The 26,099-nt window shown below is 61.7% G+C and carries 27 protein-coding genes and 1 tRNA gene; 21 read left to right on the forward strand and 7 right to left on the reverse strand.

Going from position 1 to position 26,099, the window contains the following annotated elements; translation table 11 throughout:
• Positions 1 to 7: 7 nt before the first annotated feature.
• The 3 genes from FJQ55_RS13605 (at position 8) to FJQ55_RS13615 (ending at position 2,405) form a co-directional block, all read left to right on the forward strand.
• The gene (locus FJQ55_RS13605) at positions 8 to 949 is read left to right on the forward strand and encodes an alpha-E domain-containing protein (RefSeq protein ID WP_140829295.1); all 942 of its coding nucleotides are present in this window, start codon (positions 8 to 10) and stop codon (positions 947 to 949) included.
• Positions 950 to 963: 14 nt separating this feature from the next.
• Positions 964 to 1,788: a transglutaminase family protein gene (locus tag FJQ55_RS13610; protein WP_140828644.1), complete on the forward strand. Its 825-nt coding sequence runs from the start codon at positions 964 to 966 to the stop codon at positions 1,786 to 1,788.
• Between the two features lie 164 nt (positions 1,789 to 1,952).
• Positions 1,953 to 2,405 carry a hypothetical protein gene (locus tag FJQ55_RS13615; protein WP_140828646.1) on the forward strand — a complete coding sequence of 151 codons (453 nt, stop codon included), beginning with the start codon at positions 1,953 to 1,955 and terminating at the stop codon, positions 2,403 to 2,405.
• Positions 2,406 to 2,431: 26 nt separating this feature from the next.
• Here the strand turns inward: FJQ55_RS13615 and FJQ55_RS13620 are convergent, their stop codons facing one another.
• A complete protein-coding gene (locus tag FJQ55_RS13620; protein ID WP_246085101.1) occupies positions 2,432 to 2,899 on the reverse strand; it encodes a MarR family winged helix-turn-helix transcriptional regulator in 468 nt (155 codons plus the stop codon).
• Positions 2,900 to 3,237: 338 nt separating this feature from the next.
• On the opposite strand from FJQ55_RS13620, the gene FJQ55_RS13625 reads away from it, so the two are divergent.
• Positions 3,238 to 3,314, forward strand: a tRNA-Arg gene (locus FJQ55_RS13625).
• A gap of 105 nt (positions 3,315 to 3,419) precedes the next feature.
• Here FJQ55_RS13625 and FJQ55_RS13630 read toward each other — a convergent pair.
• Complete coding sequence (locus tag FJQ55_RS13630; RefSeq protein WP_140828648.1) at positions 3,420 to 5,042, reverse strand: ABC-F family ATP-binding cassette domain-containing protein; 1,623 nt, start codon at positions 5,040 to 5,042, stop codon at positions 3,420 to 3,422.
• A 231-nt stretch (positions 5,043 to 5,273) separates the two neighbouring features.
• Here FJQ55_RS13630 and FJQ55_RS13635 point away from each other — a divergent pair, with 231 nt between their 5' ends.
• Both FJQ55_RS13635 and FJQ55_RS13640 read left to right on the forward strand, forming a co-directional pair.
• Positions 5,274 to 5,663 (forward strand): group II truncated hemoglobin, encoded by a 390-nt coding sequence (locus FJQ55_RS13635; RefSeq protein ID WP_140828649.1) that lies wholly within the window; start codon positions 5,274 to 5,276, stop codon positions 5,661 to 5,663.
• Positions 5,664 to 5,668: 5 nt separating this feature from the next.
• On the forward strand, positions 5,669 to 6,076 hold the full coding sequence (locus FJQ55_RS13640; protein ID WP_140828651.1) for a DUF423 domain-containing protein: 408 nt from the start codon (positions 5,669 to 5,671) through the stop codon (positions 6,074 to 6,076).
• Positions 6,077 to 6,085: 9 nt separating this feature from the next.
• Here FJQ55_RS13640 and FJQ55_RS13645 read toward each other — a convergent pair whose 3' ends face one another.
• Together FJQ55_RS13645 and FJQ55_RS13655 are read right to left on the reverse strand one after the other, a co-directional pair.
• Positions 6,086 to 6,472 carry a VOC family protein gene (locus tag FJQ55_RS13645; protein ID WP_140828652.1) on the reverse strand — a complete coding sequence of 129 codons (387 nt, stop codon included), beginning with the start codon at positions 6,470 to 6,472 and terminating at the stop codon, positions 6,086 to 6,088.
• A gap of 303 nt (positions 6,473 to 6,775) precedes the next feature.
• A complete protein-coding gene (locus tag FJQ55_RS13655) occupies positions 6,776 to 7,171 on the reverse strand; it encodes a DUF2325 domain-containing protein (protein WP_140828656.1) in 396 nt (131 codons plus the stop codon).
• A 301-nt stretch (positions 7,172 to 7,472) separates the two neighbouring features.
• Between FJQ55_RS13655 and FJQ55_RS13660 the strand changes: the two genes are divergently transcribed.
• From FJQ55_RS13660 to FJQ55_RS13670, 3 genes are all read left to right on the forward strand, one after another.
• Positions 7,473 to 8,834 carry an NAD(P)-dependent oxidoreductase gene (locus FJQ55_RS13660; protein ID WP_140828657.1) on the forward strand — a complete coding sequence of 454 codons (1,362 nt, stop codon included), beginning with the start codon at positions 7,473 to 7,475 and terminating at the stop codon, positions 8,832 to 8,834.
• 26 nt (positions 8,835 to 8,860) lie between these two features.
• Complete coding sequence (gene preA / locus FJQ55_RS13665) at positions 8,861 to 10,174, forward strand: NAD-dependent dihydropyrimidine dehydrogenase subunit PreA (protein WP_140828659.1); 1,314 nt, start codon at positions 8,861 to 8,863, stop codon at positions 10,172 to 10,174.
• 167 nt (positions 10,175 to 10,341) lie between these two features.
• Complete coding sequence (locus tag FJQ55_RS13670) at positions 10,342 to 13,029, forward strand: bifunctional diguanylate cyclase/phosphodiesterase (protein ID WP_140828661.1); 2,688 nt, start codon at positions 10,342 to 10,344, stop codon at positions 13,027 to 13,029.
• 29 nt (positions 13,030 to 13,058) lie between these two features.
• Here FJQ55_RS13670 and FJQ55_RS13675 read toward each other — a convergent pair whose 3' ends face one another.
• The gene (locus FJQ55_RS13675) at positions 13,059 to 13,700 is read right to left on the reverse strand and encodes an exopolysaccharide biosynthesis protein (protein ID WP_140828663.1); all 642 of its coding nucleotides are present in this window, start codon (positions 13,698 to 13,700) and stop codon (positions 13,059 to 13,061) included.
• 144 nt (positions 13,701 to 13,844) lie between these two features.
• On the opposite strand from FJQ55_RS13675, the gene FJQ55_RS13680 reads away from it, so the two are divergent.
• On the forward strand, positions 13,845 to 14,786 hold the full coding sequence (locus FJQ55_RS13680; protein ID WP_140828665.1) for a DMT family transporter: 942 nt from the start codon (positions 13,845 to 13,847) through the stop codon (positions 14,784 to 14,786).
• On the opposite strand, the gene FJQ55_RS13685 is transcribed toward FJQ55_RS13680, so the two are convergent.
• A complete protein-coding gene (locus FJQ55_RS13685) occupies positions 14,776 to 15,429 on the reverse strand; it encodes a TetR family transcriptional regulator C-terminal domain-containing protein (protein WP_140828667.1) in 654 nt (217 codons plus the stop codon). The two genes, FJQ55_RS13680 and FJQ55_RS13685, sit on opposite strands and share 11 nt — an antisense overlap.
• 285 nt (positions 15,430 to 15,714) lie before the next feature.
• On the opposite strand from FJQ55_RS13685, the gene FJQ55_RS13690 reads away from it, so the two are divergent.
• Genes FJQ55_RS13690 through hydA form a run of 4 tightly spaced genes read left to right on the forward strand, consistent with a single transcriptional unit; the run spans position 15,715 to position 19,056 of the window.
• On the forward strand, positions 15,715 to 16,968 hold the full coding sequence (locus FJQ55_RS13690) for a Zn-dependent hydrolase (protein WP_140828669.1): 1,254 nt from the start codon (positions 15,715 to 15,717) through the stop codon (positions 16,966 to 16,968).
• Positions 16,969 to 17,006: 38 nt separating this feature from the next.
• Positions 17,007 to 17,222 (forward strand): antitoxin MazE-like protein, encoded by a 216-nt coding sequence (locus FJQ55_RS13695; RefSeq protein WP_140828671.1) that lies wholly within the window; start codon positions 17,007 to 17,009, stop codon positions 17,220 to 17,222.
• A complete protein-coding gene (locus FJQ55_RS13700; protein WP_161596984.1) occupies positions 17,219 to 17,602 on the forward strand; it encodes a type II toxin-antitoxin system PemK/MazF family toxin in 384 nt (127 codons plus the stop codon). The genes FJQ55_RS13695 and FJQ55_RS13700 overlap by 4 nt, the downstream gene beginning before the upstream one ends.
• Positions 17,599 to 19,056 (forward strand): dihydropyrimidinase, encoded by a 1,458-nt coding sequence (gene hydA / locus FJQ55_RS13705; RefSeq protein WP_140828675.1) that lies wholly within the window; start codon positions 17,599 to 17,601, stop codon positions 19,054 to 19,056. Before FJQ55_RS13700 ends, hydA begins: the two co-directional genes overlap by 4 nt.
• Positions 19,057 to 19,472: 416 nt before the next feature.
• Here the strand turns inward: hydA and FJQ55_RS13715 are convergent, their stop codons facing one another.
• A complete protein-coding gene (locus FJQ55_RS13715; RefSeq protein WP_140828677.1) occupies positions 19,473 to 19,886 on the reverse strand; it encodes a cupin domain-containing protein in 414 nt (137 codons plus the stop codon).
• Between the two features lie 124 nt (positions 19,887 to 20,010).
• On the opposite strand from FJQ55_RS13715, the gene FJQ55_RS13720 reads away from it, so the two are divergent.
• The 7 genes from FJQ55_RS13720 (at position 20,011) to FJQ55_RS13750 (ending at position 26,095) form a co-directional block, all read left to right on the forward strand.
• Positions 20,011 to 20,799: an ABC transporter ATP-binding protein gene (locus FJQ55_RS13720; protein WP_140828679.1), complete on the forward strand. Its 789-nt coding sequence runs from the start codon at positions 20,011 to 20,013 to the stop codon at positions 20,797 to 20,799.
• Positions 20,800 to 21,088: 289 nt separating this feature from the next.
• Complete coding sequence (locus tag FJQ55_RS13725) at positions 21,089 to 21,472, forward strand: endonuclease domain-containing protein (RefSeq protein ID WP_140828681.1); 384 nt, start codon at positions 21,089 to 21,091, stop codon at positions 21,470 to 21,472.
• On the forward strand, positions 21,469 to 21,804 hold the full coding sequence (locus FJQ55_RS13730; RefSeq protein ID WP_140828683.1) for a hypothetical protein: 336 nt from the start codon (positions 21,469 to 21,471) through the stop codon (positions 21,802 to 21,804). The genes FJQ55_RS13725 and FJQ55_RS13730 overlap by 4 nt, the downstream gene beginning before the upstream one ends.
• On the forward strand, positions 21,804 to 22,691 hold the full coding sequence (locus FJQ55_RS13735) for an ABC transporter permease (protein ID WP_140828685.1): 888 nt from the start codon (positions 21,804 to 21,806) through the stop codon (positions 22,689 to 22,691). The genes FJQ55_RS13730 and FJQ55_RS13735 overlap by 1 nt, the downstream gene beginning before the upstream one ends.
• The gene (locus FJQ55_RS13740) at positions 22,688 to 23,554 is read left to right on the forward strand and encodes an ABC transporter permease (RefSeq protein WP_140828687.1); all 867 of its coding nucleotides are present in this window, start codon (positions 22,688 to 22,690) and stop codon (positions 23,552 to 23,554) included. The genes FJQ55_RS13735 and FJQ55_RS13740 overlap by 4 nt, the downstream gene beginning before the upstream one ends.
• A gap of 30 nt (positions 23,555 to 23,584) precedes the next feature.
• Positions 23,585 to 24,577, forward strand: a complete 993-nt coding sequence (locus FJQ55_RS13745) for an ABC transporter substrate-binding protein (RefSeq protein WP_140828689.1) — start codon at positions 23,585 to 23,587, stop codon at positions 24,575 to 24,577.
• A gap of 327 nt (positions 24,578 to 24,904) precedes the next feature.
• Positions 24,905 to 26,095, forward strand: a complete 1,191-nt coding sequence (locus tag FJQ55_RS13750) for an efflux RND transporter periplasmic adaptor subunit (protein ID WP_140828691.1) — start codon at positions 24,905 to 24,907, stop codon at positions 26,093 to 26,095.
• The last annotated feature ends 4 nt before the right edge of the window (positions 26,096 to 26,099 follow it).

A 26,099-nucleotide genomic window follows, 5' to 3' on the forward strand; every position in this document is an offset into this window, starting at 1 on the left:
CATGGTCATGCTCGGAAGAACTGCCAACGGCCTCTTTTGGATGTTTCGCTACATCGAAAGGGCCGAAAACATCGCCCGTCTCGTCGATGCGGGCCTACGGATGTCCCTCACCCGCTCGGGCGCCTCGGACGAAGACTGGGATGCGGTTTTGAACAGCGCTGACGTGCGTCCGCTTTTTGCCGAGCGGCGTGGCAAGGTCACCGCCTCGGATGCGATTGATTTCATGCTTCGCGACCCGGCCAATCCCTCAAGCGTCATGTCCTGCATCGACGCCGGCCGCAACAACGCCCGCATGGTGCGCACGGCTCTGACCCGCGAAACCTGGGAGGCGACCAACGAGTGCTGGATCGAGCTCAAGCAGATGCTCGCCCGCAAGCTGAAATCGGCTGACCTTCCGGAAGTCATCGACACAGTGAAGCGCCGCGCCGGCCTGATCCGCGGCGCCTTCCACGGCTCGATGCTCAGAAACGAGATCTACAATTTCGCCCGCATCGGCACCTTCATCGAGCGGGCCGACAATACGAGCCGCATCCTCGACGTCAAATACTACGTGCTATTGCCGGCGATCACCCATGTCGGCTCCTCGCTCGACAACATGCAGTGGGAATCGATCCTGCGCTCGGTGTCTGCCCACCGCTCCTATCGCTGGGTCTATGACGGCGAGTACAAGGCGGCCAACATCGCCGACTTCCTGATCCTCAACGGCCAGATGCCCCGCTCGCTTGCTTATTGCTACGAGAAGATTACCTCCAACCTCGGTTATCTCGCCAAGGATTATGCGCACCGACTGCCGGCCCATGAGACCGCGGACAGCGTATTGTCGACGCTGAAATCGACCACGATCGGCACCATCATGGACCAGGGACTGCACGAATTCCTCGACGGTTTCATCGCCAGCAACAACAAGCTGGGCAACGAAATCACCGAGGGTTACCGGTTCTACAGCTGAGCAGGAACGATTTCATGCGTTTGCACATCACCCACACGACCGAGTATCGCTACGACGACCCGGTGCAGTATTCGCTGCAGCGCCTTCGACTGACCCCCTGCAGCAGCCCGGGCCAGACCGTGCATGCCTGGAACATCGCGGTCGACGGCGCCAAGGTCGAGGCGGGCTTCAACGACCAGTTCGGTAACCACACCCACCTGGTCTCCACGGAGGGGCCGAGCCACAGCATCCACATCGCGGCGAGCGGCGAGGTCGAGACGGAAGATCGTGCCGGGGTCTTTGGACAGCACCTGGGTTATGTACCGCTCTGGCTCTACCTGCGCGACACGCCCCTGACCAAGCCGGGGAAACTAACCCGCGAACTGATGCGCAGCCTGACGGGCGAAAACGAACTGGCGAAAATGCACGACCTGATGGGCAAGCTGCATGCCGCCGTGGTCTATGAGACCGGCTCGACCGGGACGGAAACCACCGCCGAACAAGCGCTGGAAGCCGGGCGCGGCGTGTGTCAGGATCACGCCCATGTCTTCATCGCCTCGGCACGGCTGATGAACCTGCCGGCCCGTTACGTCTCCGGTTACCTGATGATGGACGACCGGACCGAGCAGACGGCGACCCATGCCTGGGCGGAAGTGCATCTGCCTGGTCTCGGCTGGGTCGGCTTCGACGCCGCCAACAACCACTGCCCCGACACCCGCTATGTCCGCATCGCGACCGGGCTTTCCTATACCGACGCGGCCCCTGTCTCCGGCCTGCGCATGGGACTCGCGGCCGAAGATCTGACCGTCAAGGTGGTGGTGGAAGACAAGGCGCAAAGCCAGAGCCAGTCGCAGAGCTGATCAAGACGGGGCCCGACCGGGAAACAGGCAGGCGGCACGTTCGTCCGGACGTCGCGGCCGCGCGTCGGCTCTCCGGCGCAAGCTCGGCTCCATCCCCGCATGTTTGTAGTTTGAGCTCTGTTGCACCAGCCCGCCGCCCCGCCGGGCACTCCTGAAGGCCACCGATGCTGTTTGGCAAATCCCTGTTCCAGTCCGTCGTCGACCGACTTGCCGAGGAGGAGCCGGACGAAGACCTAAGCCCCCGCGAGCCGCACTTCCGCATCGATGGTCTTGGCGCAAGCTTTGCGCCGGAGCGGGTTTCAGCTGCCCCGGAAGACGAGAACCGCAGGCGCGAGGCCTATCTCTTTCTGATGGGGGAGGCTCCCGAGGCGGAACCACCTCCCGCCCCGCCGGAGCCGACACCCCCGGACTGGCTGGGCCGGCTCTCGATCGAAGAGATTGTCGTCGATCTCGCCATAACCCTGGCCGACGACCGGGAAACGCTGAACGAGAAGCGTCGCGCCTTTGCGCGCCTCAACCATCCCGATCGCATTCACCCCGATTTCCGCGACCAGGCGACCACGCGCATGAAGATCGCCAACCTTCTGGTCGACGAGGCCTTGCTGCGCTGCCGCTGATATAGAGTGAAGCCGCCTGCGTAGGCTTAGTCGTAAAACCGCCTCAACAGCCGATTGACGCTGTCCCGTTCGGCGATCCCGCCGAGTTGCTCGAGCACCCACCGCTCATGATCCTCCCAGATCGGCATCAGTTCCTGCAGATAATCGGCACCGGCCGGCGTCATGTAGAGCGACTGCACCCGGCGGTCCGTTTCGGACTTGCGCCGCTCGATGAAGCCCTTGTTCTCCAGCCCATCGACGATCGCAACGAAATTGGCCCGCTGAATTCCCAGAGCCTCCGCCACTTCGCTCTGCTTGGCACCCTCGTTATGCGTGAGCAGCAGCAGGACCGCAAAATCCGTCGGCCGCAGGCCCTTGGATGAAAATGCCTCGTTGAAATGCTGGAAAACCGCCAGCTGCGCCCGTCTCAACCGATAACCGACCGCATCCTCCATGACGGAGAAGTCGAGTTTGGCTGGATTTGGCACGAATTCGTCTTTCACCAGTTCCGGCATTGTTTCGCCATTGTTCGCTGCCCCCGGGCACCACCGTTCGTCGGCGGCTACCTCCAATTGCTGCCGATCTTAACGGTAAAAAGCGACACCACAAGCCGGCACTAGCCTAGACCGATCCGGAATTCCCTGATTTTGATCATTATTCAGCCATTTTCCAGAATTTCGAGAGATCTCCATAGGCCATTTCTGGATATTTGACCACTGAACGGCCATTCCCTCAGAATCATGAAGCCCGCGTCGCCAGAAAGCCGGTTCCTCCCGCTTTTTGCGATTGAAGGGCGCCTTGGACTAGGCTATGACCGCTTTCGGAACGGTCGAGTCAACCTCGCCCGTCGGAAGCACCCGTAGCTCAGCTGGATAGAGTGTTGGATTCCGATTCCAAAGGTCACAGGTTCGAATCCTGTCGGGTGCGCCATTTTCAAGAAATCCGGGACCATAAAAGTCGGAAGACATACGCGTTTTTGCGTGTGGGCCAGACCTCTTTGAGCGGATATCGCGCCGCGACACCCGCTCATGATCTTCACCCCCGCAAGCCCGGCGCCTCGTGCCCTGTGCGCTCGACATACTCGGTATATCCCCCGCCATACTGCAACACGCCTTCGGGCGTGATCTCCAGCACCCGGTTCGAGAGTGCGGCGAGGAAATGGCGGTCGTGGCTGACGAAGAGCATGGTGCCCTCGAACTGGGAGAGCGCCTTGATCAGCATTTCCTTGGTATCGAGGTCGAGGTGGTTGGTCGGCTCGTCGAGAACGAGCAGGTTCGGCGGGTCGAACAGCATGATGGCCATGACGAGACGCGCCTTTTCGCCGCCCGAGAGAACCCGCACCCGCTTGTCGATGTCGTCGCCGGAAAAGCCGAAGCAGCCGGCAAGGGCCCGAAGCGGCGCCTGGCCTGCGCGCGGAAACGTCGTTTCCAGCATTTCGAAGATGGTCATCTCGCCGTCGAGCACGTCCATCGCATGCTGGGCGAAGTAACCCATCTTGACGCTGGCGCCGATCGACACGGTGCCTTCGTCCGGCTTCGAATCGCCCGCGACGAGCTTCAGCAGCGTCGACTTTCCGGCGCCGTTGATGCCCATGATGCACCAACGCTCCTTGCGGCGGACCATGAAGTCGAAACCGTCATAGATGACCTTGTCGCCGTAACGCTTGGAGACGTTCTTGACCGCGATCACGTCTTCGCCGGAACGCGGCGCCGGCTGGAACTCGAAGGCGACGACCTGGCGGCGCTTCGGCGGCTCGACGCGGTCGATCTTTTCCAGCTTCTTCACCCGGCTCTGCACCTGGGAAGCGTGGGACGCCCGCGCCTTGAAACGTTCGATGAACTTGATTTCCTTGGCCAGCATCGCCTGCTGGCGCTCGAACTGCGCCTGCTGCTGCTTCTCGTTCTGCGCCCGCTGGCCCTCGTAGAATTCATAATCGCCGGAATAGCTGTTGAGCTGGCCGGCATCGATCTCGATGATCTTGTTGACGATTCGGTTCATGAACTCCCGGTCGTGCGAGGTCATCAAAAGCGCGCCCTCGTAGCCTTTGAGGAACTGCTCGAGCCAGATCAGGCTTTCGAGATCGAGATGGTTCGACGGTTCGTCGAGCAGCATCACGTCCGGCCGCATCAGGAGAATGCGGGCGAGCGCCACACGCATCTTCCAGCCGCCCGAAAGCGCGCCGACATCGCCGTCCATCATCGCTTCGGTGAAGGAAAGGCCAGCGAGAACCTCGCGCGCCCGCCCGTCGAGCGCATAGCCGTCGAGTTCCTCGTAGCGCGCCTGCACCTCGCCATAGCGCTCGATGATCTGGTCCATCTCGTCCATCCGGTCTGGATCGACCATGGCCGCTTCGAGTTCCCGCAATTCGGCGGCGACTTCGCTGACCGGCCCTGCCCCGTCCATCACCTCGGCCACCGCCGAGCGACCGGACATTTCGCCGACGTCCTGGTTGAAATAGCCGATCGACACGCCCTTATCGACGGAGACCTGTCCCTCGTCGGGCAGCTCGTGGCCGATGATCATGCGGAAAAGCGAGGTCTTGCCGGCACCGTTCGGGCCGACGAGGCCGATCTTCTCGCCGCGATTGAGCGCGGCCGAGGCCTCAATGAACAGGATACGGTGGCTGAGCTGCTTGGAGATGTTTTCGATGCGGATCATGGAAAGGGCGCCTGCTGGAATTCGGCGCCCTTATGGCATGACGAGGGGTGATTGTCCCGCTTTTGTTGCGTCGCACGCATCACGCCGGATCCCGGAGAGGCCGACCGGTCGGACGATGTCGGCCTGACGATCGGCAAATCTCGCTGCGCCGCATTGCCACGGCACTTTGCCTGCCCATTGCCACGATCGACCGAACGGGCGAAAAGACCGCACGGGCATTGGATATTGGACATGAACGAAGAGACAATCACCCTTTACGAGGCCATCGGCGGCGACGAAACCGTGCGGGCGCTCACCGATCGATTTTACCAGCTTATGGACACCCTGCCAGAGGCCGCCCATTGCCGGGCGGTGCATCCGCCCGATCTCGCCGGCAGCGCGGAGAAGTTCTACGAATATCTGACCGGCTATCTCGGCGGCCCGCCTATCTACATGGAAAAGCGCGGTCATCCGATGCTGCGGCGGCGCCATTTCGTCGCCGAGATCGGGCCGCTCGAGCGGGACGAGTGGCTGCTCTGCTTCCGCCAGGCGATGGACGAGACGATCGAAAACCCGAAACTGCGCGAAATCATCTGGCCGCCGGTCGAGAAACTGGCCTTCCACATGCAGAACAAGGAGTGAGGCCGATGACGATCCTCGAAGACAACCGCTGGCAAATCGTCGCGGCCGGGCTCATCGGTGCGGCGGGCGTCGGGCTGGCGGCGGCGGCCAGCCATGCCGGCGGCGAGGCGCTGCTGCGGCCCGCCTCGACGATCTGCCTTGCCCATGCCCCCGCACTCGTCGCGCTGTCCGTGGCCGGAGAGCGCGTCAGGCTCGCGAAATTGGTCGCAGTCGGAATGCTTCTGGGGACGGTGCTCTTTGCCGGCGATCTCGTCGCGCGTCATTTCCTCGGCAGCGGACTGTTTCCCATGGCAGCGCCGACTGGCGGCTTGACGCTGATCGGCTCATGGCTCCTGCTCGCGGCAGCGGCAGTTATGCGCCGTCGCGGAACCTCCAGCAGAGGAACAGCGCGCGTCGCTAAGGCCGCAGAATGACTCGCGATGTCAATGCGCGGCCGCCCGCAACGGAGAGCCACCGAACATCAGCAGGTTTCCATGCGGGTCGCGGACGTGGAACCGTGTCGGCTCGCCATGGGTGTCTCTTGGCACCACGGCCTCGATGCCGCGATCGCAGAGATCACGATAGATGTCGCGCACGGCTTCGGATCGAAAGAAAACGGAACTGTTCTGGCACTGGAACGGATCGTCGCTGAGCCAGAACTGAAGTTCGAGGCCGCCGCGGTGGATCACCAGATAATCGTCGCAGGCGAATTCCACCTCTTCGAAACCGAGATTGCCCACATAGAAATCGCGCGTCTGGGCAAAATCGAGAGAGGGGAGGATCGGCACGACCTTCAAGGCGGGTTTGGCCATGGTTTCCTGGGCGCTCATGCGAGAGTTCCTCTACCCCCGCCGGGTTGCTGCGAAACTAGCGCCTCGCAGACGCGTTTCGCTGCCACCGGGGCGCGGGGAATTCTAAGACGAGGGCGGATGCCCCGATTGACGCGACGTACATGGTATCAGATGTCCGTTCGTGCAAGGCCGGCAAAGTGATGATTTCGCATTTCGTCACTTCGTTTTCCACAGGCCGTTGCATCAAGGCCTCAGCCAGCTCGGGCAATAGCCCCTCGCCGCGTTGCCGTGCGAGCTCGTGAAACGAACCGAAGCCACCACTCTTGTCGCCAACGTCTCTGCTCATGCGTCCGAATTCCTTTCATTGAGTGTCTGCAAGGCGCGCTCGAGACTGGATTTCGAACCGTTCCGCAGCGGAATGAACGTCTTGCCGAACTTCTTGCAACCGCTTTTCACGCGCAGACACGCATCATGACTGATACAGTCGATTGGGCAGAAGACGCAGTCGACAGAGGGCAACACCGTGTCGATCCGAGATACCGCTTCCCGTAAACCGCCGTCATGATGGATCAGTTCCGCACCGAAATTGCTGGCGATCTGACGCAGATGCGCGACCTGGCAGTCGCGCCCGCCGACATAAAGGAAACTCTTGACGTCGGGCTGCTGACGCTGTGCCTGTTGGGTGCTTGCAACAGCACTCGAAGGCTTCTGTTGCGCACGCTTGTTCTTCTTCGCCATGATGTCCTGTCTCCCTGAACGGCCGTCGCTGGACTCGGTCGTTTCCGATGTTCCGCTAGCCATACAAAACATGACAAATGGAGTAAAGTATTAAGTTGACCTCTCTCCTCATGTTTACACGGAATAAGAACGGCGTTTGCCGGACGGTACGCCTGCACGTCACCGCTTCGCTTGACATCAGTCAAAACCCACCATTTCAGGGCTTTTCGCGGCGCCGGATGTAAATTTTTACCGTTTGATAAAAGTTTGAACCTGGACTACGCTTCCCTGTATCGCTTCGGATATAAAAGAGGGAACTGCGATGCGAAGACTGGAACCGGGCCTCAGGGCCGGGCGGCTTGACGCTGCCGATTATGCAAAGAATTTCTCCGACCTGCATCCCCGCTTCGGCGACCACGAGGCGCTGGTCGCCTCCGACAGATGTTACTTCTGTCATGACGCGCCCTGCATGACCGCCTGTCCCACCGCCATCGATATCCCGATGTTCATCCGGCAGATATCGACTGGCAATCCGCTCGGCGCCGCCAAGACCATCTTCGACCAGAACATCCTCGGCGGCATGTGCGCCCGCGTCTGTCCGACCGAAACGCTCTGCGAAGAGGCCTGCGTGCGCAACACGGCGGAAGAGCGCCCCGTCGAAATCGGTCGCCTGCAACGCTATGCAACCGACATCGCCATTGACGAGGGCCGCCAGTTCTATCGCCCGGCAGCTTCAAGCGGCAAGACAGTCGGCATCGTCGGCGCCGGTCCCGCTGGTCTCGCCGCCGCCCATCGACTGGCCATGCACGGCCATCAGGTCACCATCTACGAAGCCCGCGAAAAAGCCGGCGGCCTCAACGAATACGGCATCGCCGCCTATAAGACACCCAATGATTTCGCCCAGAAGGAGGTCGACTACATCCTGTCGCTCGGCAATATCGATGTGCTCGACGGCCAGGAAATGGGCATCGACTTCAAGCTCGCCGATCTCCAAGCCAAGCACGACGCCGTCTTCGTCGGAGCCGGCCTCGGCAACGTCAACGGGCTGAACATTCCCGGCGCCGGCACGAACGGCGTGCTCGATGCCGTCGAATTCATTGCGAACCTCCGTCAGGCTGACAGCAAGGCTGACGTTCCCGTCGGTCGCGACGTCGTCGTCATCGGCGGCGGCATGACCGCAATCGATGCCGCAGTCCAGGCCAAGCTTCTGGGCGCGGAAAACGTCACCATCTGCTACCGCCGCGGCAAGGAGCACATGAACGCCTCGGAGTTCGAGCAGGATCTCGCGACCTCGAAGGGTGTTCACATCCGCCACTGGCTGCAGCCGAAGGAAGTCGCCCATCACGGCGGACATTGCTCGGCGATCACCTTCGAATACACCCACCTCGAAAATGGCCTGATGAGGGGCACCGGCCACACGACCGAAATCAAGGCAGATCAGATCCTCGTCGCGATCGGCCAGAAACTCGACGGTCAGGGTCTGGACGGCCTGAAGATCGAGGGCGGCAAGATCGCCATCGACGCCGAAGGTCGGACCTCGATCCCCGGTGTCTGGGCCGGCGGCGACTGCGCCTTCGGTGGCCAGGACCTGACAGTCTCTGCCGTCGCCATGGGCCGCGATGCGGCCGAAAGCATCAACCGCTCTCTCGCCGTTCTAACGGCGGGCGTGACCGCAGTCGCATGACGCACCGCTCCGAGAGGATTTGAACAATGGCTGATCTTCGCAATAACTTCGTCGGCATCAAGTCGCCCAATCCCTTCTGGCTGGCCTCGGCCCCGCCGACCGACAAGGCCTACAACGTCGAACGCGCCTTCAAGGCGGGCTGGGGCGGTGTCGTCTGGAAGACCCTGGGCGCGGAAGGCCCGCCGGTCGTCAATGTCAACGGCCCGCGTTACGGCGCAATCTGGGGCGCCGACCGCAGGCTCTTGGGCCTCAACAACATCGAACTGATCACCGACCGTCCCCTGCAGGTGAACCTCCAGGAGATGAAGCAGGTCAAGATGAACTGGCCGGATCGCGCCCTCGTCGCCTCAATCATGGTCCCTTGCGTCGAGGAAGAGTGGAAGGCCATCCTGCCGCTGGTCGAAGAGACCGGAGCAGACGGCATCGAACTCAACTTCGGCTGTCCGCACGGCATGTCCGAACGCGGCATGGGTGCGGCCGTCGGTCAGGTGCCTGAGTACATCGAGATGGTCGTGCGCTGGTGCAAGCAATACACCCGCATGCCCGTCATCACCAAGCTGACGCCGAATATCGCCGATATCCGCAAGCCCGCCCGCGCGGCCAAGGCCGGCGGCACCGATGCGGTATCGCTGATCAACACGATCAACTCGATCGTCTCTGTTGATCTCGACAGCTTCGCCCCCTCGCCCACCGTTGGCGGCAAGGGCACCCATGGCGGCTATTGCGGCCCGGCGGTGAAGCCGATTGCCCTCAATATGGTGGCCGAGATTGCCCGCGATCCGGAGACCTACGGCCTGCCCATCTCCGGCATCGGCGGCGTGACCACCTGGCGCGATGCGGCCGAATTCCTCGTGCTCGGCGCGGGCAATGTCCAGGTCTGCACGGCGGCCATGACTTACGGCTTCAAGATCGTCCAGGAAATGATCTCGGGCCTCAACGACTGGATGGACGCCAAGGGTCACGCGAGCCTCGACGACATCTGCGGCCGCGCCGTGCCCAACGTCACCGACTGGCAGTATTTGAACCTCAACTACATCGCCAAGGCCCGCATCGATCAGGACGCCTGCATCAAATGCGGCCGCTGCCACATCGCCTGCGAGGATACCTCTCACCAGGCCATCACCAGCATGGTCGAGGGCATCCGCCACTTCGAGGTGATGGAAGACGAATGCGTCGGCTGCAACCTCTGCGTCAACGTCTGTCCTGTCGAGAACTGCATCACCATGGTGGGCCTGGAAGCAGGAACGATGGACCAGCGCACCGGCCGGCCCGTCGATCCGGTCTATGCCAACTGGACGACGCATCCAAACAACCCCATGGCCGCCCAGGCTGCAGAATAAGGAAAAAACAGGTTTGCCCGATCCCTTAAGGAATTGGGCAAACCGCCCGAAAATGCTTTGTTTCGGTGCGGGATTCAGGGAATCTTTAGCCATTGACGCTGACAATGTCCGTGAAGGTCTTCACAACCCTCAATTTTGAGGGCTCATCCTAGACGGGCGTCGGCAGTATGGCGGGAAAGACGAACAATTCGGTCGCGCGGGACGGTTGGCGCAACCGCCTGCAGATCATCATTCCGAGCGTTCTCGTGCTTTTCGCCGTGGCTGTGCTCGCCTTTTATGCAGACAGCCAGCAACGTCAGATTGACCGTGAATACAGCCGCAGCGCCGTGCAGGAACAGCTCGGCCTTATCCGGACCAAGCTGGAAGGCAATATCAACGCTAATATCCGCCTGCTTCAGGGTGTCGTCGCCGTCATCAGCACCGACCCCTATGTCTCGCAATACCGCTTCAGCACGCTCGCCGAGAACCTGCTGGAGAACCCCTCGCAGATCCGCAATATCGTGGCAGCCCCTGATCTGGTCAACGCATTCGTTTATCCTTACGAACGCAACCGCAGCTTCATCGGCATGCACCTGCTGAGCAGTCCGGCAGAACTGAAATTGCTGCGGTCCCTCAAGAGCGGCCAGACGGTCATCCAGGGGCCGACCCCCCTGAACAATGGATCGCAGGGACTGGTGGTCACGCTGCCCGTCGGCATGATCAACGACGTTGGCGAGCCTCGCTTCTGGGGAGGCCTGGTCGGCGTGATTGATTTGCCCCGTCTTTATGACGACAGCGGATTGCTCGCCAATGATCTGCCCTTGCGACTCGTCGTCGCCAAGAAAAATGCCGATTACACCCGATCATCGATCATCTTCGGCGACCATTATGTCCTCGACAGCGATCCTGTACGCATGGTGATCGACCTCGGCAACGACCAGTGGACGATTGCCGCCATTCCGTCGGAAGGCTGGAACAAAGGGACACCCCGGTCAAACTTCCTACGCCTGATGGTGCTCCTGGTGGCGACCATGATCTGCGCGACGGTGATCTGGGTTGCGCTGCTCATGTCGGAGCGGCAGAAAAACTATGGCGCCCTGCGCGAACGGGAGGAGCAGCTGAGAGCGGTATCGCACCGCTTGGGTCTCGCCCTAGAAACCTCCAGCATCGGCATATGGGAACTCGATCTCGCCTCCGGCGATATCCAGTGGGATGACCGCATGTACCAGCTCTACGGCGTCGATCGCAATGTCCGCACCTGTTACGATGTCTGGAAGTCTTGCGTTCACCCTGATGATCTCGTCCACGCAGACACTTGCCTTGCGGAGGCCATCAAGCAAGGAACGAACTACGAAACCCAGTTCAGAATCTTTCGCGAAGGCGGGGAGATACGCCATATTCGTGCCGTCGGCACGGCCTTCCGCAACCCGCAAGGGGCCATCAGCGTACTCGGCGTCAATTGGGATGTCAGCGCAGATGTTATTCTTCAGGAGGAACTGCGCGAGGCCCAGCGGCAGACGGAGCAGCAGAACGCCGCCCTTGATACCGCGCGCCGCCGCATGGAGTACAATTCGCTGCACGACGCGTTGACGGGGCTGCCGAACCGTCGTTTCCTTGACCAGACGCTGGCGACTTTCCCGAAGGACGGAACTGAGCGACAGCACCTGACGGTGCTCCATCTCGACCTCGACCGCTTCAAGGAAATCAACGACACCCTCGGCCATGGCGCCGGCGACGCGATCCTGCGCCATGTCGCCGACGAGTTGAAGCAATGCGTCGAGCCGCAGGATTTCGTTGCCCGCATCGGCGGGGACGAATTCGTTGTCGTCTGCGCCCGACATCTGCGCTCGGATGAATCCTCGGCACTCGGCGAGCGGATTGTGGCCGCGATCAACCAGCCCATCGTCTACAACGGTCACGAATGCCGCGTCGGCGCCTCCATCGGCATCGCCACGCAGCCGGAAGCCGCCATTCCGCCCGAACAACTGCTGGTGAATGCGGACATCGCCCTCTACGAGGCCAAGCGCCGCGGCCGGAATCGCGTCGAACATTTCAACGACAGTCTGCGCGCTCGCACGATCAACGTGAAGCAGACGGCCGACGCCATCCTGCGCTCGCTCGGCGAAGATGACTTCGTTGCCTGGTACCAGCCGCAGTTCGATGCCACCACGCTGGAGATCAACGGCGCCGAAGCACTTGCCCGCTGGAACCACCCGAAAAAGGGCATCCTTACACCCGATAAATTCCTCGATATTGCCGAAAGCCTCAACGTCGTCGCACAGATCGACGCCGCTATTCTGGAGCAAGCCCTGACCCAGCTATCGCGCTGGAAAGCCCTGGGCCTCGGGATCGGACATGTCTCGGTCAACATCTCGGCGCAGCGCCTGTTCGAAGACAAGCTGATCGACAGGCTGGAGACCCTGTCGCTGCAGCCGGGCAGCCTGTCCTTCGAACTGCTGGAATCGATCTCCTTCGATGACAAGGCCGATGCCGTGGCTGAAAGCCTGGAGCGGATCAGGGCTCATGGCATCGCCATCGAGATCGATGATTTCGGCACCGGCTATGCCTCGATCCTGTCGCTGATCAAGCTTTCGCCGAGCCGGTTGAAGATCGACCGCCAGTTGGTCGCCCCGATCGTCACCAACGCCACCCAGCGCCGCCTGATCAGTTCGATCGTCGATATCGGCCGTTCCTTCGGCATCGGTATCGTGGCCGAAGGTGTCGAGACGATGGAACATGCGGCAATCCTGCGCGACCTCGGCTGCCACACCCTGCAGGGCTACGCGCTTGCCCGGCCAATGAGCGCGGACGCCTTCGCCGAATTCGCCCAGCGCCACGCACAGAGCCGCGAAATCCCGATACCCCGCATTGCGTGATGCGTCTCAGGAGTTCGTGAAAGACACCCTCAGCCCCCGAACAGGTCGAGGCTCTGGCCGGCGGCTACGGCGGCATAGGCGAGCGCGCCGAAATAAAGAAGCGCCAGCACCACCATCAGATGTCCTGCGGCAACCACCGCGCCGTCCCGCTGAGAAATCCCGGTGGAGAGCAGCAGGATCGCCACCCCCGGCAGCGTGTTGGAAAACGGGATGAAGGAAAGCGGCATCATCAAAAGAACGCCGGCTGCCGTCAGCACCAGCCCGTTGATTCGGTTCACCACGGCACCGGTCGTCAGCCCGAGCAGTCGCGGCCGAACATAACGGTCGACCTTGCGCAGGATCTTCAGGCCGCGCTCCAGCACCGGCACCAGACGACCGGTGTCGAGCTGGCGGTCCGCGACCTTGGCCGGAAGCCAGGGAAAGCGATTGAAGGTGATTGCGACGCCGATCAGTACGATGCCTGCGCCGAAGACAGTGGACACGCCCGGGATCGACACAGGGACAAGGAAGGGGAGCGACAGAAGTCCGCACAGCAAGAGCAGCCCGCTTTCCCCCATAATCTGCAGGATCTGCCTGAGCGTGACGTGCTCGCCGTCCATCGAGGCGATCACCTCTTCCAACACGGCACTGGTGCTTCGGTCTGTATCCTGGAAACCGATCTTCGTTGTCATCAGGGCCGCTTTCGATTAACTCCGGGACGGATCTGTCAGAGGCGACGCAATGCGGCGGCACCTCAAGCCGCAGATGAATGAGAATGCCGGTCAGGTCAAGTCACGCCAGCGAGGATGACGGAGACCCGGGCCCCGAGATGAAGCATGACCGAGAACCTCGACCTCCCTGCCGCCCCCGCCAATCGTCATACCGTCCATGCCAAGGGCCGAGAAAAGCTCCTGGCCCATGCGGCCATGCTGCTCTTTGCCGCTCTGATCGCCGGTTCCTTCTCCTTCGGCGGCATGGCGGCCCAGCATCTCGAAGCTGGTCCGCTGACGCTCTGGCGCTACCTGATGACCATGGTCGTCATGGGCGTTCTCACATTCGGAGTGCTGGGGGTACCCTTCACGAAGCCACGTCGCGTCTGGCGCTATGCCCTGCTGGGCGGTCTCATCGCCGTTTACATGTTGACAATGTTTGCGGCCCTCGAATTCACCAGTCCCGTGCAGACCGGCGCCGTCTTTACCCTGATGCCGCTGATATCAGCCGGGTTCGCGCTCCTCTTCATCGGCCAGAAGACGAGGCCTGATGTAATGATCGCCTTGGTGATCGCGGCCCTCGGCGCCATCTGGGTGATCTTCCGCGCCGATATCGGCGCCATCCTATCCTTCGATGTCGGCCGTGGAGAGTTGATCTATTTCGTCGGCGTCATCTGCCACGGCGCCTATGTGCCGCTGATCCGCAAGTTCGGCCAGGGTGAGAACCCTGTCGCCTTCGGCTTCTGGGTTGTCGTCTTCACCATTCCATGGCTGCTGCCGACGGGTGCCGTGCCGCTCGCTGAAACCGATTTTGCCGCTCTGCCGGGCGCGGTATGGGCGACAATAGCCTATCTCTCGATCGTCACGACGGCCATCACCTTCATGCTTCTGCAATATGCATCCATGCGCCTGCCGGCCCCCAAGGTGCTGGGCTATGGCTATCTGACGCCGACCTTCATCATCCTGCTGGAGGGCCTGCTGGGCCATGGCTGGGCAAGCCCCGCAGTCTTCCTCGGCGCCCTGGTGACGGCGGCCGGCCTCCTGGTGATGGGACTGCTCAGGGACTGACGGACGGCTTCAGGATCAGCCCATTAACGAAGAGGTTTTCCAAAAACAGCGCAGCCGCCTCGAAGCGGTCGGGGCCGTTCCGAGAGTTGCCGAGCACCGCCCTCACCTGGACGTCGAAATCGGCGTAATGCTGCGTCGTCGACCAGATCGAGAAAATCATGTGATGCGGATCGCAATCGCGGATCTTGCCGCTCGCGATCCAGGCCCGGATAACCTCGGCCTTCTCGTCGACCAGGTCCTTCAGCGGGCCTTCGAGCACGCCCATGATATGCGGCGCGCCCTGCAGGACCTCATTGGCGAAAAGCCGGCTTTCGCGCGGAAAATCCCGCGCCATCTCCAGCTTGCGGCGGATATAGGATCGGATCTCCTCCTCTGGATCACCCTCGGCATCGAAAGCCGCCAGCGGCTCCAGCCAGTTCTCCAGAACGCGGTCGATCAGCGCCCGGTGCATCGCCTCCTTCGTGCGGAAATAATAGAGCAGGTTCGGCTTCGACATGCCCGCGACCTCGGCGATCTGGTCGATCGTCGAACCGTGGAATCCACGCTGCGAGAACACCTCCAGCGCCGCCTCCAGGATGAGCTCTTCCTTCTCCTCCTGAATCCGCGTCCGCCTCTGGGTCTGCGCCGCCCTCGGTATCGCCATCTTAGACCTGTTCCCCGCCTAGCTCGCTGAAATTGCAAGGCAATATTGAAGCCCAAAATCTGGGCATCTGCTCGATATTTTGTCGCAGAATTTTGCCGATTTCGTCTTGAGTGCCGTGATGGAAGTAGTAATGTTTTACCAGTCGGTCAAATTATTGGACAGATGTCAACTAAAGGCAACTGCCGATACGACAGCGGAAAAGACAAACATAAGCCGCTGTGTCGACCTCGGGAACAGGGGAGTTGGGCGGAAGATCCGACTCTCAAAAACAGGTGAGGATCTGCAATGACGGCGCAACCCGGCACGAACCTTCGCGTGAACGGCGATCGGCTGTGGGACATGCTCATGGAGATGGCGAAGATCGGCCCCGGTATTGCCGGCGGCAACAATCGCCAGACCCTGACCGATGAAGATGCCGAGGGTCGCCGCCTCTTCCAGCGCTGGTGCGAGGATGCAGGGCTGACCATGGGCGTCGACACCATGGGCAACATGTTCATGACGCGCCCTGGCACAGATCCCGACGCCCTGCCCGTCTATATCGGCAGCCACCTCGATACGCAGCCCACCGGCGGCAAATATGACGGCGTGCTTGGCGTCTTGGCCGGTCTGGAAGTCGTGCGTTCGATGAACGACCTGAACATCAAGACCAGGCACCCCATCGTCGTCACCAACTGGACCAACGAGGAAGGCGCCCGGTTTGCGCCCGCCATGCTGGCCTCCGGCGTCTTTGCCGGCGTCCTGACCCAGGATTACGCCTATGCCCGCAAGGACATGGAGGGCAAGACCTTCGGCGACGAACTGAAGCGCATCGGCTGGGTCGGCGACGAAAAGGTCGGCGCAAGAAAGATGCACGCCTATTTCGAATATCACATCGAGCAGGGCCCGATCCTCGAGGCCGAAGAAAAGCAGATCGGTGTGGTCACCCACTGTCAGGGCCTTTGGTGGCTGGAATTCACCCTGACCGGCAAGGAAGCCCATACCGGCTCGACCCCGATGAACCACCGCGTCAATGCCGGCCTTGCCATGGCCCGCATCATGGAAATGGTGCAAGCCGTCGCCATGGACAACCAGCCGGGCTGCGTCGGCGGCGTCGGCCAGGTAAAATTCTCGCCCAATTCCCGCAACGTGCTTCCGGGCACGGTGATCTTCACCGTCGACATCCGTTCGCCGGAACAGGCCAAGCTCGACGGCATGCGCGCGAGGATCGAGAAGGAGGCCGCCGACATCTGCGCTGCCCTCGGTGTCGGCTGTTCCATCGAGGCCGTCGGCCATTTCGATCCGGTCACCTTCGATCCGACCCTCGTCGCCTCCGTCCGCAAGGCCGCGGAAGATCTCGGCTACAGCCACATGAACATCATCTCCGGCGCCGGCCACGATGCCTGCTGGACGGCCAAGGTCGCACCATCAACCATGATCATGTGCCCCTGCGTCGGTGGCTTGAGCCATAACGAGGCCGAGGAGATTTCCAAGGACTGGGCCAGCGCCGGCTGCGACGTGCTGCTCAGGGCGGTTCTGGAGACGGCGGAGATTGTGGCGTAGGATCGAAATCTAGGAGCAGTCCTGAACGGGAGCAAACCATGGGACGACCGAGGGAATTGTCACCGGAAGAACGCGCTGACCTGCTGCGGCGGGGCTACAGACCGATTGAGATCTGGGTGCCCGATCTGGACAACGAAACTATACGTGCGCAACTCGCCGAGGAGGCAAGGCGGATCGCGGAGGCCGACGATGATGAAGACGAGGTGATGGACTGGCTAAAGGCTGTCGGTGCCAACGATTGGGACAAGCCGTGACGCTCGCGCGAGGCGATATCGTGGTTGCAGTCTTTCCGGGTGAACTGGGCAAGCCGAGACCGGCTGTGATCCTCCAACGCGACGAGCTTGTCGGACTGTTTAGCACGATCCTTGCCTGCCCGATGACAACCCATCTGATCGACGCTCCAACTCTTCGTCCGATCATTGCCCCCAATTCTGAGAATGGTCTGCAGGAAGTTTCCCAGATCATGGGCGAGAAGCTCTCGCCCCTGAAAAAGGATGTCATCCGGCAGCGGATTGGCCGACTTACAAGCGGCGAACTCAAGCGGCTCGAAACCGCTCTGATCCACATAACCGGCCTCGATCTGGCCACCGGCCCGAGAAATGAAGCCGAACAAGGAGGGAAACAGCAGACATGACCACAACAGTCATCAAGGGCGGCACGGTCGTTACCGCCGATTTGACCTACAAGGCCGACGTCAAGATCGAGGGGGGTGTGATCGTCGAGATCGGGCCCAACATATCGGGCGACACCGTGCTCGACGCAGCCGGCTGTTACGTCATGCCCGGTGGTATCGACCCGCATGTGCATCTGGAAATGCCCTTCATGGGCACCTATTCCGCCGACGACTTCGAAAGCGGCACGCGCGCCGGCCTTTCCGGCGGTACGACCATGGTGGTGGACTTCTGTCTTCCGGGCCCAGACCAGTCCCTGCTCGACGCGCTCACCATGTGGGACAACAAGACCTCGCGCGCCACGGCCGACTACTCCTTCCACATGGCGATCACCGGCTGGAACGAACGCGTCTTCGACGAAATGAAGACGGTCGTCCAGGATCGCGGCATCAACACCTTCAAGCATTTCATGGCCTACAAGGGCGCGCTGATGGTGAATGACGACGAGATGTTCGCCTCCTTCCAGCGCTGCGCCGAACTCGGCGCGCTGCCGATGGTCCATGCCGAAAACGGCGACGTCGTCGCTTCGATGACCGCAAAGCTGCTGGCCGAAGGCAATAACGGCCCGGAGGCGCACGCCTATTCCCGTCCGCCGGAGGTCGAGGGCGAAGCGACCAACCGCGCCATCATGCTGGCCGACATGGCGGGCGTTCCGCTCTATGTCGTGCACACCTCCTGCGAGCAGGCCCATGAAGCCATCCGCCGCGCCCGCCAGAAGGGTATGCGCGTTTACGGCGAACCGCTGATCCAGCACCTGACGCTCGACGAGAGCGAATATTTCAACAAGGACTGGGACCATGCCGCCCGCCGCGTCATGTCGCCCCCCTTCCGCAACAAGCAACACCAGGATTCACTCTGGGCAGGCCTGCAATCGGGTTCGCTTTCGGTCGTCGCCACCGACCACTGCGCCTTTACCTCAGAACAGAAGCGTTTCGGTGTCGGCAACTTCGCCAAGATCCCGAACGGCACCGGCGGGCTCGAAGACCGTATGCCGATGCTCTGGACCTATGGTGTCGCCACCGGTCGCCTGACGATGAACGAATTCGTCGCGGTCACCTCGACCAACATCGCCAAGATCCTCAACATCTACCCGAAGAAGGGCGCCGTGCTCGTCGGCGCCGATGCCGACCTCGTGGTCTGGGATCCAAAGCGCTCCAAGACCATCTCCGCCAAGACCCAGCAGTCCTCGATCGACTACAATGTCTTCGAGGGCAAGGAAGTCACGGGCCTGCCGCGCTATACGCTCACCCGCGGCTATGTCGCGATCGAGGAAAGTGCCGTGAAGACTCGCGAGGGCCACGGCAAGTTCGTCAAGCGCGAGCCCTTCCCCGCGGTTTCCAAGGCGCTGTCGACCTGGAAGGAACTGGTCGCCCCGCGCAAGGTGGAACGCACCGGCATTCCGGCGACGGGGGTTTGAGCGGTTCGATGGCGTTGGCGCGTGGTCTTCCCCCCCTCTGTCACTTCGTGACATCTCCCCCACAAGGGGGGAGATCGGCCGCGGCGTGCTCGGGCCAAACCTCCCCCTCGAGGGGGGAGGTCGCCGCAACGCGGCGGGTGGGGGTGAGCCCGGCGACGAGTTCGACGTCACAGCAACAGACGAGCGCTCTACACATCACCCCACCCCGGAGCTTCGCTCCGACCCTCCCCCTCAAGGGGAGGGTGAGGCCGCAACGCCTCTCTCAACCGCTCTCCCCCCTTGAGGGGGAGATGCCCGGCAGGGCAGAGGGGGGCAACCCAAGCGCCGACGTCAGCGACACCAGCAAACCAGCGCGCTCCGCGCCCCCTCATCCGGCGCTGCGCGCCACCGTCTCCCCGCTGGGGAGAAGAGGTCACTCAAACCTCGACCAGCCCATCCAGCTCCGGCAGAAGCACAACGCTCTCCTGCTCGTTCGGATCGGTGCGCGCGATGATCGCCGTGCAGGGCGCGTTCGACAGGTTGGCCGGCAGATGCGGAACGCCGGCCGGGATGTAGAACAGCTCACCCGCATGCACGATCACATGGTTTTCCAGCCGCTCGCCATACCAGGTATGGGCCTGGCCGGAGAGCATGTAGATCGCCGTCTCGTGGCTCTCATGCAGATGCGCCTTGGCGCGCGCGCCCGGCGGCATGGTCAGCACATGCATGCAGATGCCCTTCGAGCCGACGGTCTCGGCGGCGATGCCCTCAAAGTAACTCAGTCCCTGCTTGCCCTCATAGGTATGGCCGGGCTTCACGATCCGGCAGGTGGGCTTTGCTGATGCGTCCATTGTCCCGTCCTCTTCCATTCGGCGGCGAGCCCGCCACTCCCGATCCGCTGCTCCCGAGCGGCCGCATGTCCAAAGAATGCAAGAGGCGGTCCGCCTTTGCAACAAACCCGATTGGTCCCAGCGCATGAATGCACCCTACTCGGTCGTCTCGGCCAAGAACCTCAGCCTCACCTTCGAGACCAATGACGGACCGGTCCACGCCCTGTCCAACGTCGATCTGGAGGTGAAGAAGGGCGACTTCGTTTCCTTCATCGGCCCCTCCGGCTGCGGCAAGACCACCTTCCTGCGCGTCATCGCCGACCTCGAAAAACACACGGCCGGCGAGATCACCGTCAATGGCATGTCGCCGGAAGAGGCCCGCAAGGCGCGCTCCTACGGCTATGTCTTCCAGGCGGCGGCCCTTTACCCCTGGCGCACGATCGAGAACAACATCGCCCTGCCGCTCGAAATCATGGGTTATAGTGCAGCTGAAAAGAAGAAGCGCATCGAACAGACGCTGGATCTCGTCAACCTCTCGGGCTTTGCCAAGAAATATCCCTGGCAGCTCTCCGGTGGCATGCAGCAGCGCGCCTCGATCGCCCGCGCGCTCGCCTTCGACGCCGACCTCTTGCTGATGGACGAGCCCTTCGGCGCGCTCGACGAAATCGTCCGCGACCACCTCAATTCCGAGTTGTTGAAGCTCTGGGCCCGCACCAACAAAACGATCTGCTTCGTGACCCACTCGATTCCCGAAGCCGTCTACCTCTCGACCAAGATCGTCGTCATGAGCCCGCGTCCGGGCCGGGTGACCGATATCATCGAATCGACACTGCCGAAGGAACGCCCGCTCGACATCCGCGAGACGCCGGAGTTCTTGGAGATCGCGCACCGAGTGCGCGAGGGTCTGAAGGCGGGGCATTCTTATGAGGAATAGTGTTTTGCCTGGGGTAAAAACCCCTCCCCAACCCCTCCCCACAAGGGGGAGGGGCTTTGGCGCCCGTGGCACCGCTCTCCCCCTGCCACTAACGCATCAGCGAGTGGCCAACCTCAGCATGATGCCCACGTCGGGGCAAAGATCATGCTTGCCATCGCTCTGGCCTTGCGGGGACCATCAGCGGAGGATTTCCTTCAGCACGAGGGCGGCGGGAAAGCCCCTCCCCCTTGTGGGGAGGGGTTGGGGAGGGGAAACTGCTCGCTCCACAATCGATGGAGGGCACAATCCAATGCCGCATTCCAACATCGATCCGAAAACTCGCAAACACGCCCGCACCTTGCGCTCCGAACTGACGAAAGCAGAGCGGGAAATGTGGGACATTCTGCGCGACTTCCGTTCGCGTGGAGCACGCTTCCGCAGGGAAACGCCAATTGGCCCTTACATCGCTGATTTTGCCTGGCTCGCAGCGCGCATCGTCGTTGAAGTCGATGGCGACAGCCATGAAACCGATGCTGGACGCAAACACGATATCCGCCGAGACGCCTTCATGACGTCACAAGGCTTCAAAGTGCTGCGCTTCGACAACGATCTGGTGATCGACAATCCCGACCATGTCTATCTGACGATCAAGGCATCCATTGCGCACCTGCTGCGGGAGGAGGCCACCCCATGAACCCCACATTCCTCCTCTGGCTCGGTGCCGCCATGGCGACCTTTCTCGGTGCCGCCACTGTCTCCCGGGCCTATGTCGACAACGGCAAGCTCTGGGTGCTTCTCGCCTCTCTCGCCCTCTACTGTGTCGGCAACCTGATGATGGTGAAGCTGATGCGCGAGGGCGGCCTGGGCTTGGCCATCTCGGCCTCCTCCGTCGCGCAGCTGCTGCTGATCAACGTGATCGCCTTCTTCCTCTTCGGAGAACGCTTGAGCGCCATCCAAACCGCAGGCGTCGCGCTGGGTGTCGTCTCAATGGCTCTCATGCTCTATCCCGCAAAAGGAGGTGCCTGATGACATCAGCCCCTTCCGCCTTCCGTGACCGCATTTTGCCGGTTCTGACCGTCATTCTCGCGATCCTCGTCATCTGGCACGTCTTCGTCGTCTACCTGAACGCGCCCTTCGTGCGCGACCAGGCCGCCCGGGCCAATGAGGAGATGACCTTTGCCCAGGTCGTCGAGCGCACCTTCGCCCAGGAACGGCCAATCCTGCCCGCCCCGCATCAGATCGTCGCCGAGCTCTGGGATACCACCATCAACAAGGCCGTCACCTCCAAGCGCAGCCTCGTCTACCATGCCTGGATCACGCTCTCGGCGACGCTTGCCGGCTTTGCCATGGGCACCGTGCTTGGCATCGTGCTGGCGATTGCCATCGTTCATAACCGGGCCATGGACAAGTCGCTGATGCCCTGGGTCATCGCCTCCCAGACGATTCCGATCCTTGCGATTGCGCCGATGATCATCGTCGTTCTGAATTCGATCGGCATCTCAGGCCTCATGCCCAAGGCCCTGATTTCGACCTATCTTTCCTTCTTCCCGATCGTCGTCGGCATGGTGAAGGGCCTGCGCAGCCCTGACATGCTGCTGCTCGACCTGATGCACACCTATAACGCCAGCCAGTCCCAGACCTTCTGGAAGCTGCGCTGGCCGGCCTCCATGCCCTATCTCTTCACCTCGCTGAAGGTGGCCATCGCGATCTCGCTGGTCGGCGCGATCGTCGGTGAACTGCCGACAGGCGCCGTCGCTGGACTCGGTGCCCGCCTTTTGTCGGGATCTTACTATGGCCAGACCATCCAGATCTGGGCCGCCCTCTTCATGGCGGCGGGCTTGGCTGCCCTCCTCGTCTCGATCGTCGGCATGGCCCATACACGGGTTCTCGCACGCATGGGGGTCAAGCCATGAACGGTTTTCTCGTCTTCGCCCTCCTCTTCTGGCTCGGCGCCTGGGGCCTGAACCAGTGGCTGGTGGCACAGCGCCCCAAGGACCCGACGACCCGACGCGCTATCGGCCTCGCCGTCCCCCTGATCTTTGGCATTACCTTACTCGTCATCTGGGAATGCGTGGTTCGCGGCTTCGAGATCCCCTCGATCCTGCTTCCCGCTCCCTCATTGATCTGGGCGCGGATCGTCACCTCCACCCATATCCTCTGGGCGGATTTCCAGCAGACCTTCCTGAAATCCGTGATCACGGGATACGTCGCCGGCTGTGGCCTTGGCTTCCTCGTCGCGATCCTCATCGACCGCTCGCCCTTCCTGCAAAAGGGCCTGCTGCCGATCGGCAACTTCGTCTCGGCCCTTCCGGTCGTCGGTATCGCTCCGATCATGGTCATGTGGTTCGGCTTCGACTGGCAGTCCAAGGTCGCGGTCGTCGTCATCATGACCTTCTTCCCGATGCTGGTGAACACGGTCCAGGGACTGGCCTCGGCGAGCCATATGGAGCGCGACCTGATGCACACCTATGCCGCCTCGTGGTGGCAGACGCTGGTGCGCCTGCGGCTTCCCGCCGCCTGGCCCTTCATCTTCAATGCGCTGAAGATCAACTCGACTCTGGCTCTGATCGGGGCCATCGTTGCAGAATTCTTCGGCACCCCGATTGTCGGCATGGGCTTCCGGATCTCGACCGAGGTCGGACGCTCGAATGTCGACATGGTCTGGGCCGAGATTGCGGTCGCCGCACTCGCCGGCTCGGTCTTCTACGGATTGGTGGCACTGGCAGAACGCCGGGTCACCTTCTGGCATCCGTCCGTCCGTGGTGGACGGGCGTGAACTGCACCAAAACAAAAAGAGGGAACTGAAATGACCATGAAACTCGCATCCCTGCTGCTCGGCACAGCGGTCTCCTTGACCGCCATGCAGGCCGCCGCCGCCGACAAGGTGACCCTGCAACTGAAATGGGTAACCCAGGCCCAGTTCGCCGGCTATTACGTCGCCAAGGACAAGGGCTTTTACGAAGAGGAAGGCCTCGACGTCGAAATCAAGCCGGGCGGCCCCGACATCGCTCCCCCGCAGGTCCTGGCCGGTGGCGGCGCCGACGTGATTGTCGATTGGATGCCGTCGGCACTTGCCACCCGCGAAAAGGGCGTGCCGCTCGTCAACATCGCCCAGCCCTTCAAGTCCTCGGGCATGATGCTGACCTGCCTCAAGGAAACCGGCATCACCAAGCCGGAAGACTTCAAGGGCAAGACGCTCGGTGTCTGGTTCTTCGGTAACGAATATCCGTTCCTCTCCTGGATGGCGACGCTCGGCATCAAGACCGATGGTTCCCCGGAAGGCGTGACCGTCCTCAAGCAGGGCTTCAACGTCGACCCGCTCCTGCAGAAGCAGGCCGCCTGCATCTCGACCATGACCTACAACGAATACTGGCAGGTCATCGATGCCGGCATCAAGCCGGAAGAACTGGTCACCTTCAAGTATGAAGACGAAGGCGTGGCCACGCTCGAAGACGGCCTCTATGTGCTCGAAGACAAGCTCAAGGACCCGGCCTTCAAGGAGAAGATGGTCAAGTTCGTCCGCGCATCGATGAAGGGCTGGAAATACGCCGAGGAAAACTCCGACGAAGCCGCCGAGATCGTTCTCGAAAACGATGCCTCCGGCGCCCAGACGGAAGTCCACCAGAAGCGCATGATGGGTGAAGTCGCCAAGCTGACCGCCGGCTCGAACGGCGCGCTCGACAAGGCTGACTACGACCGCACCGTCAAGACGCTCCTCGGCGGCGGCTCCGATCCGGTCATCTCCAAGGAACCGGAAGGTGCCTTTACGACCGAGATCACCGACGCGGCCCTCAAGTAAAACGAGGCGGACCACCGAAAACGGGCACAGGGAGCAATCCCAGTGCCCGTTCCATTTTTGTAAGTTTTACTGATATTTTTTTCGGAGCCGCCTTGCAATTCTGCAACACTATCGTTCTATCTTGAACAATGTCGACGGCTGATCTTGAATACTGGCCGACGCCTCTTGCAAGGCTCTTACTGATCGCCCACCTCTTGCACCGGATTAAAGCGTCTCCACCTACGAATGCGCCAGCACCCACTTTGAGTCGCGCACATCCGGGTGAGCCAATTGGGGCGCACACGCGTATTGTAGACAGACTGACGATCGTATTGGGGAAAGGGACCCATGTTTTCGAAACCGACTCGAAAGGCCATGTTTGCGGCCTCCATGTTGACGCTCATGGCCTCTGTTGCCATTGCGCAGGAGACTCCAGCAGCACCCGCCAAGACACCGGCCCTGCCCTCCATCATTGTTACACCGGCAAAGAGCCGGACTCTGGTCGACCGGATTGTGGCAACCGGTACGATTAAGTCAGTGGAGGACGTTTATGTTCAGCCACAGGTGGAAGGCTTGCAGATCAAGTCTATCGAAGTTGATGTCGGCGACACCGTGTCCGAAGGACAGGTGGTGGCCCGCCTGAATGACGACACGCTGAAACTGGAGCGCAGCCAGCAAGTCGCAAACCAGGCCAAGGCCGAGGCGGCACTCGCCCAGTATCGAGCGCAGGTGATCGAGGCTGAAGCGAGCCTCAAGGAGGCACAGCGCCAGTTCGACCGCGCCACGCGCCTGTCGAGCAGCGGCTCGGTGTCGGCTTCGCAGCGCGAGCAGGCCGAAACGACGCTCGCCAGCGCCACGGCTAAGGTCGAAACCGCCAAGCAGTCCATTGCCGTTGCCGAGGCCGACATCAAGGTCGTAGAAAGCCAGATCGCCGACATCGATCTCCGGCTTGCGCGCACGGAGATCAAGTCGCCCGTTGCCGGCACCGTATCCGAGCGTAATGCGCGGATCGGCGCAATCGCGTCTGGCAGTGCCTCGCCACTCTACACGGTCATCCGCGACGGGCAGATCGAACTTGTGGCAGATGTGACGGAAGCTGATATACTCAGACTGAAGGTGGGTCAGCCAGCTTCCATCTCGGTGGCTGGCAGCAGCGCGCCGATCACGGGCTCGGTCAGGCTGATCTCGCCTGTGGTCGATGCCGTGACCCGCCTTGGCTCAGTGCATATCGCCATCGATGACGATGCAGCAGCCCGAGCCGGCATGTACGGAAGTGCGGCGATTACAATCGGTCAGGCCGACGACGTGGCCCTACCGCTGTCGGCCATTACCAGCGAGCGGAATGTCACCACCGTTCGGCTCGTCACGGACGGCGTGGTCAAGATGCAGCCGGTGAAGACCGGCATTCAGGATGGGGCCTTCATCGAGGTCACAGAAGGCCTGAAGGAGGGAGACCTGGTCGTTGCCAAGGCCGGCGTCTTCGTCCGTGATGGCGACCGGATCAATCCGGTGGAAGACACCAGCAGCGTATCCAACTGAGGAA

The organism is Rhizobium glycinendophyticum (genome assembly GCF_006443685.1).
GTDB classification, from domain to species: Bacteria; Pseudomonadota; Alphaproteobacteria; order Rhizobiales; family Rhizobiaceae; genus Allorhizobium; species Allorhizobium glycinendophyticum.

Bases quoted from the DNA above. Each gene is read 5' to 3' on its own strand.
- FJQ55_RS13715 (WP_140828677.1), bottom strand. From the start codon at position 19,886: ATGGACGCATCAGCAAAGCCCACCTGCCGGATCGTGAAGCCCGGCCAT.
- FJQ55_RS13635 (WP_140828649.1), top strand. From the start codon at position 5,274: ATGAACGAAGAGACAATCACCCTTTACGAGGCCATCGGCGGCGACGAA.
- FJQ55_RS13730 (WP_140828683.1), top strand. From the start codon at position 21,469: ATGAACCCCACATTCCTCCTCTGGCTCGGTGCCGCCATGGCGACCTTT.
- FJQ55_RS13695 (WP_140828671.1), top strand. From the start codon at position 17,007: ATGGGACGACCGAGGGAATTGTCACCGGAAGAACGCGCTGACCTGCTG.
- FJQ55_RS13630 (WP_140828648.1), bottom strand. From the start codon at position 5,042: ATGATCCGCATCGAAAACATCTCCAAGCAGCTCAGCCACCGTATCCTG.
- FJQ55_RS13640 (WP_140828651.1), top strand. From the start codon at position 5,669: ATGACGATCCTCGAAGACAACCGCTGGCAAATCGTCGCGGCCGGGCTC.
- FJQ55_RS13725 (WP_140828681.1), top strand. From the start codon at position 21,089: ATGCCGCATTCCAACATCGATCCGAAAACTCGCAAACACGCCCGCACC.
- FJQ55_RS13745 (WP_140828689.1), top strand. From the start codon at position 23,585: ATGACCATGAAACTCGCATCCCTGCTGCTCGGCACAGCGGTCTCCTTG.
- hydA (WP_140828675.1), top strand. From the start codon at position 17,599: ATGACCACAACAGTCATCAAGGGCGGCACGGTCGTTACCGCCGATTTG.
- FJQ55_RS13610 (WP_140828644.1), top strand. From the start codon at position 964: ATGCGTTTGCACATCACCCACACGACCGAGTATCGCTACGACGACCCG.
- preA (WP_140828659.1), top strand. From the start codon at position 8,861: ATGGCTGATCTTCGCAATAACTTCGTCGGCATCAAGTCGCCCAATCCC.
- FJQ55_RS13720 (WP_140828679.1), top strand. From the start codon at position 20,011: ATGAATGCACCCTACTCGGTCGTCTCGGCCAAGAACCTCAGCCTCACC.
- FJQ55_RS13750 (WP_140828691.1), top strand. From the start codon at position 24,905: ATGTTTTCGAAACCGACTCGAAAGGCCATGTTTGCGGCCTCCATGTTG.
- FJQ55_RS13740 (WP_140828687.1), top strand. From the start codon at position 22,688: ATGAACGGTTTTCTCGTCTTCGCCCTCCTCTTCTGGCTCGGCGCCTGG.
- FJQ55_RS13735 (WP_140828685.1), top strand. From the start codon at position 21,804: ATGACATCAGCCCCTTCCGCCTTCCGTGACCGCATTTTGCCGGTTCTG.
- FJQ55_RS13660 (WP_140828657.1), top strand. From the start codon at position 7,473: ATGCGAAGACTGGAACCGGGCCTCAGGGCCGGGCGGCTTGACGCTGCC.
- FJQ55_RS13645 (WP_140828652.1), bottom strand. From the start codon at position 6,472: ATGAGCGCCCAGGAAACCATGGCCAAACCCGCCTTGAAGGTCGTGCCG.
- FJQ55_RS13670 (WP_140828661.1), top strand. From the start codon at position 10,342: ATGGCGGGAAAGACGAACAATTCGGTCGCGCGGGACGGTTGGCGCAAC.
- FJQ55_RS13620 (WP_246085101.1), bottom strand. From the start codon at position 2,899: ATGCCGGAACTGGTGAAAGACGAATTCGTGCCAAATCCAGCCAAACTC.
- FJQ55_RS13605 (WP_140829295.1), top strand. From the start codon at position 8: ATGCTCGGAAGAACTGCCAACGGCCTCTTTTGGATGTTTCGCTACATC.
- FJQ55_RS13615 (WP_140828646.1), top strand. From the start codon at position 1,953: ATGCTGTTTGGCAAATCCCTGTTCCAGTCCGTCGTCGACCGACTTGCC.
- FJQ55_RS13655 (WP_140828656.1), bottom strand. From the start codon at position 7,171: ATGGCGAAGAAGAACAAGCGTGCGCAACAGAAGCCTTCGAGTGCTGTT.
- FJQ55_RS13685 (WP_140828667.1), bottom strand. From the start codon at position 15,429: ATGGCGATACCGAGGGCGGCGCAGACCCAGAGGCGGACGCGGATTCAG.
- FJQ55_RS13680 (WP_140828665.1), top strand. From the start codon at position 13,845: ATGACCGAGAACCTCGACCTCCCTGCCGCCCCCGCCAATCGTCATACC.
- FJQ55_RS13690 (WP_140828669.1), top strand. From the start codon at position 15,715: ATGACGGCGCAACCCGGCACGAACCTTCGCGTGAACGGCGATCGGCTG.
- FJQ55_RS13675 (WP_140828663.1), bottom strand. From the start codon at position 13,700: ATGACAACGAAGATCGGTTTCCAGGATACAGACCGAAGCACCAGTGCC.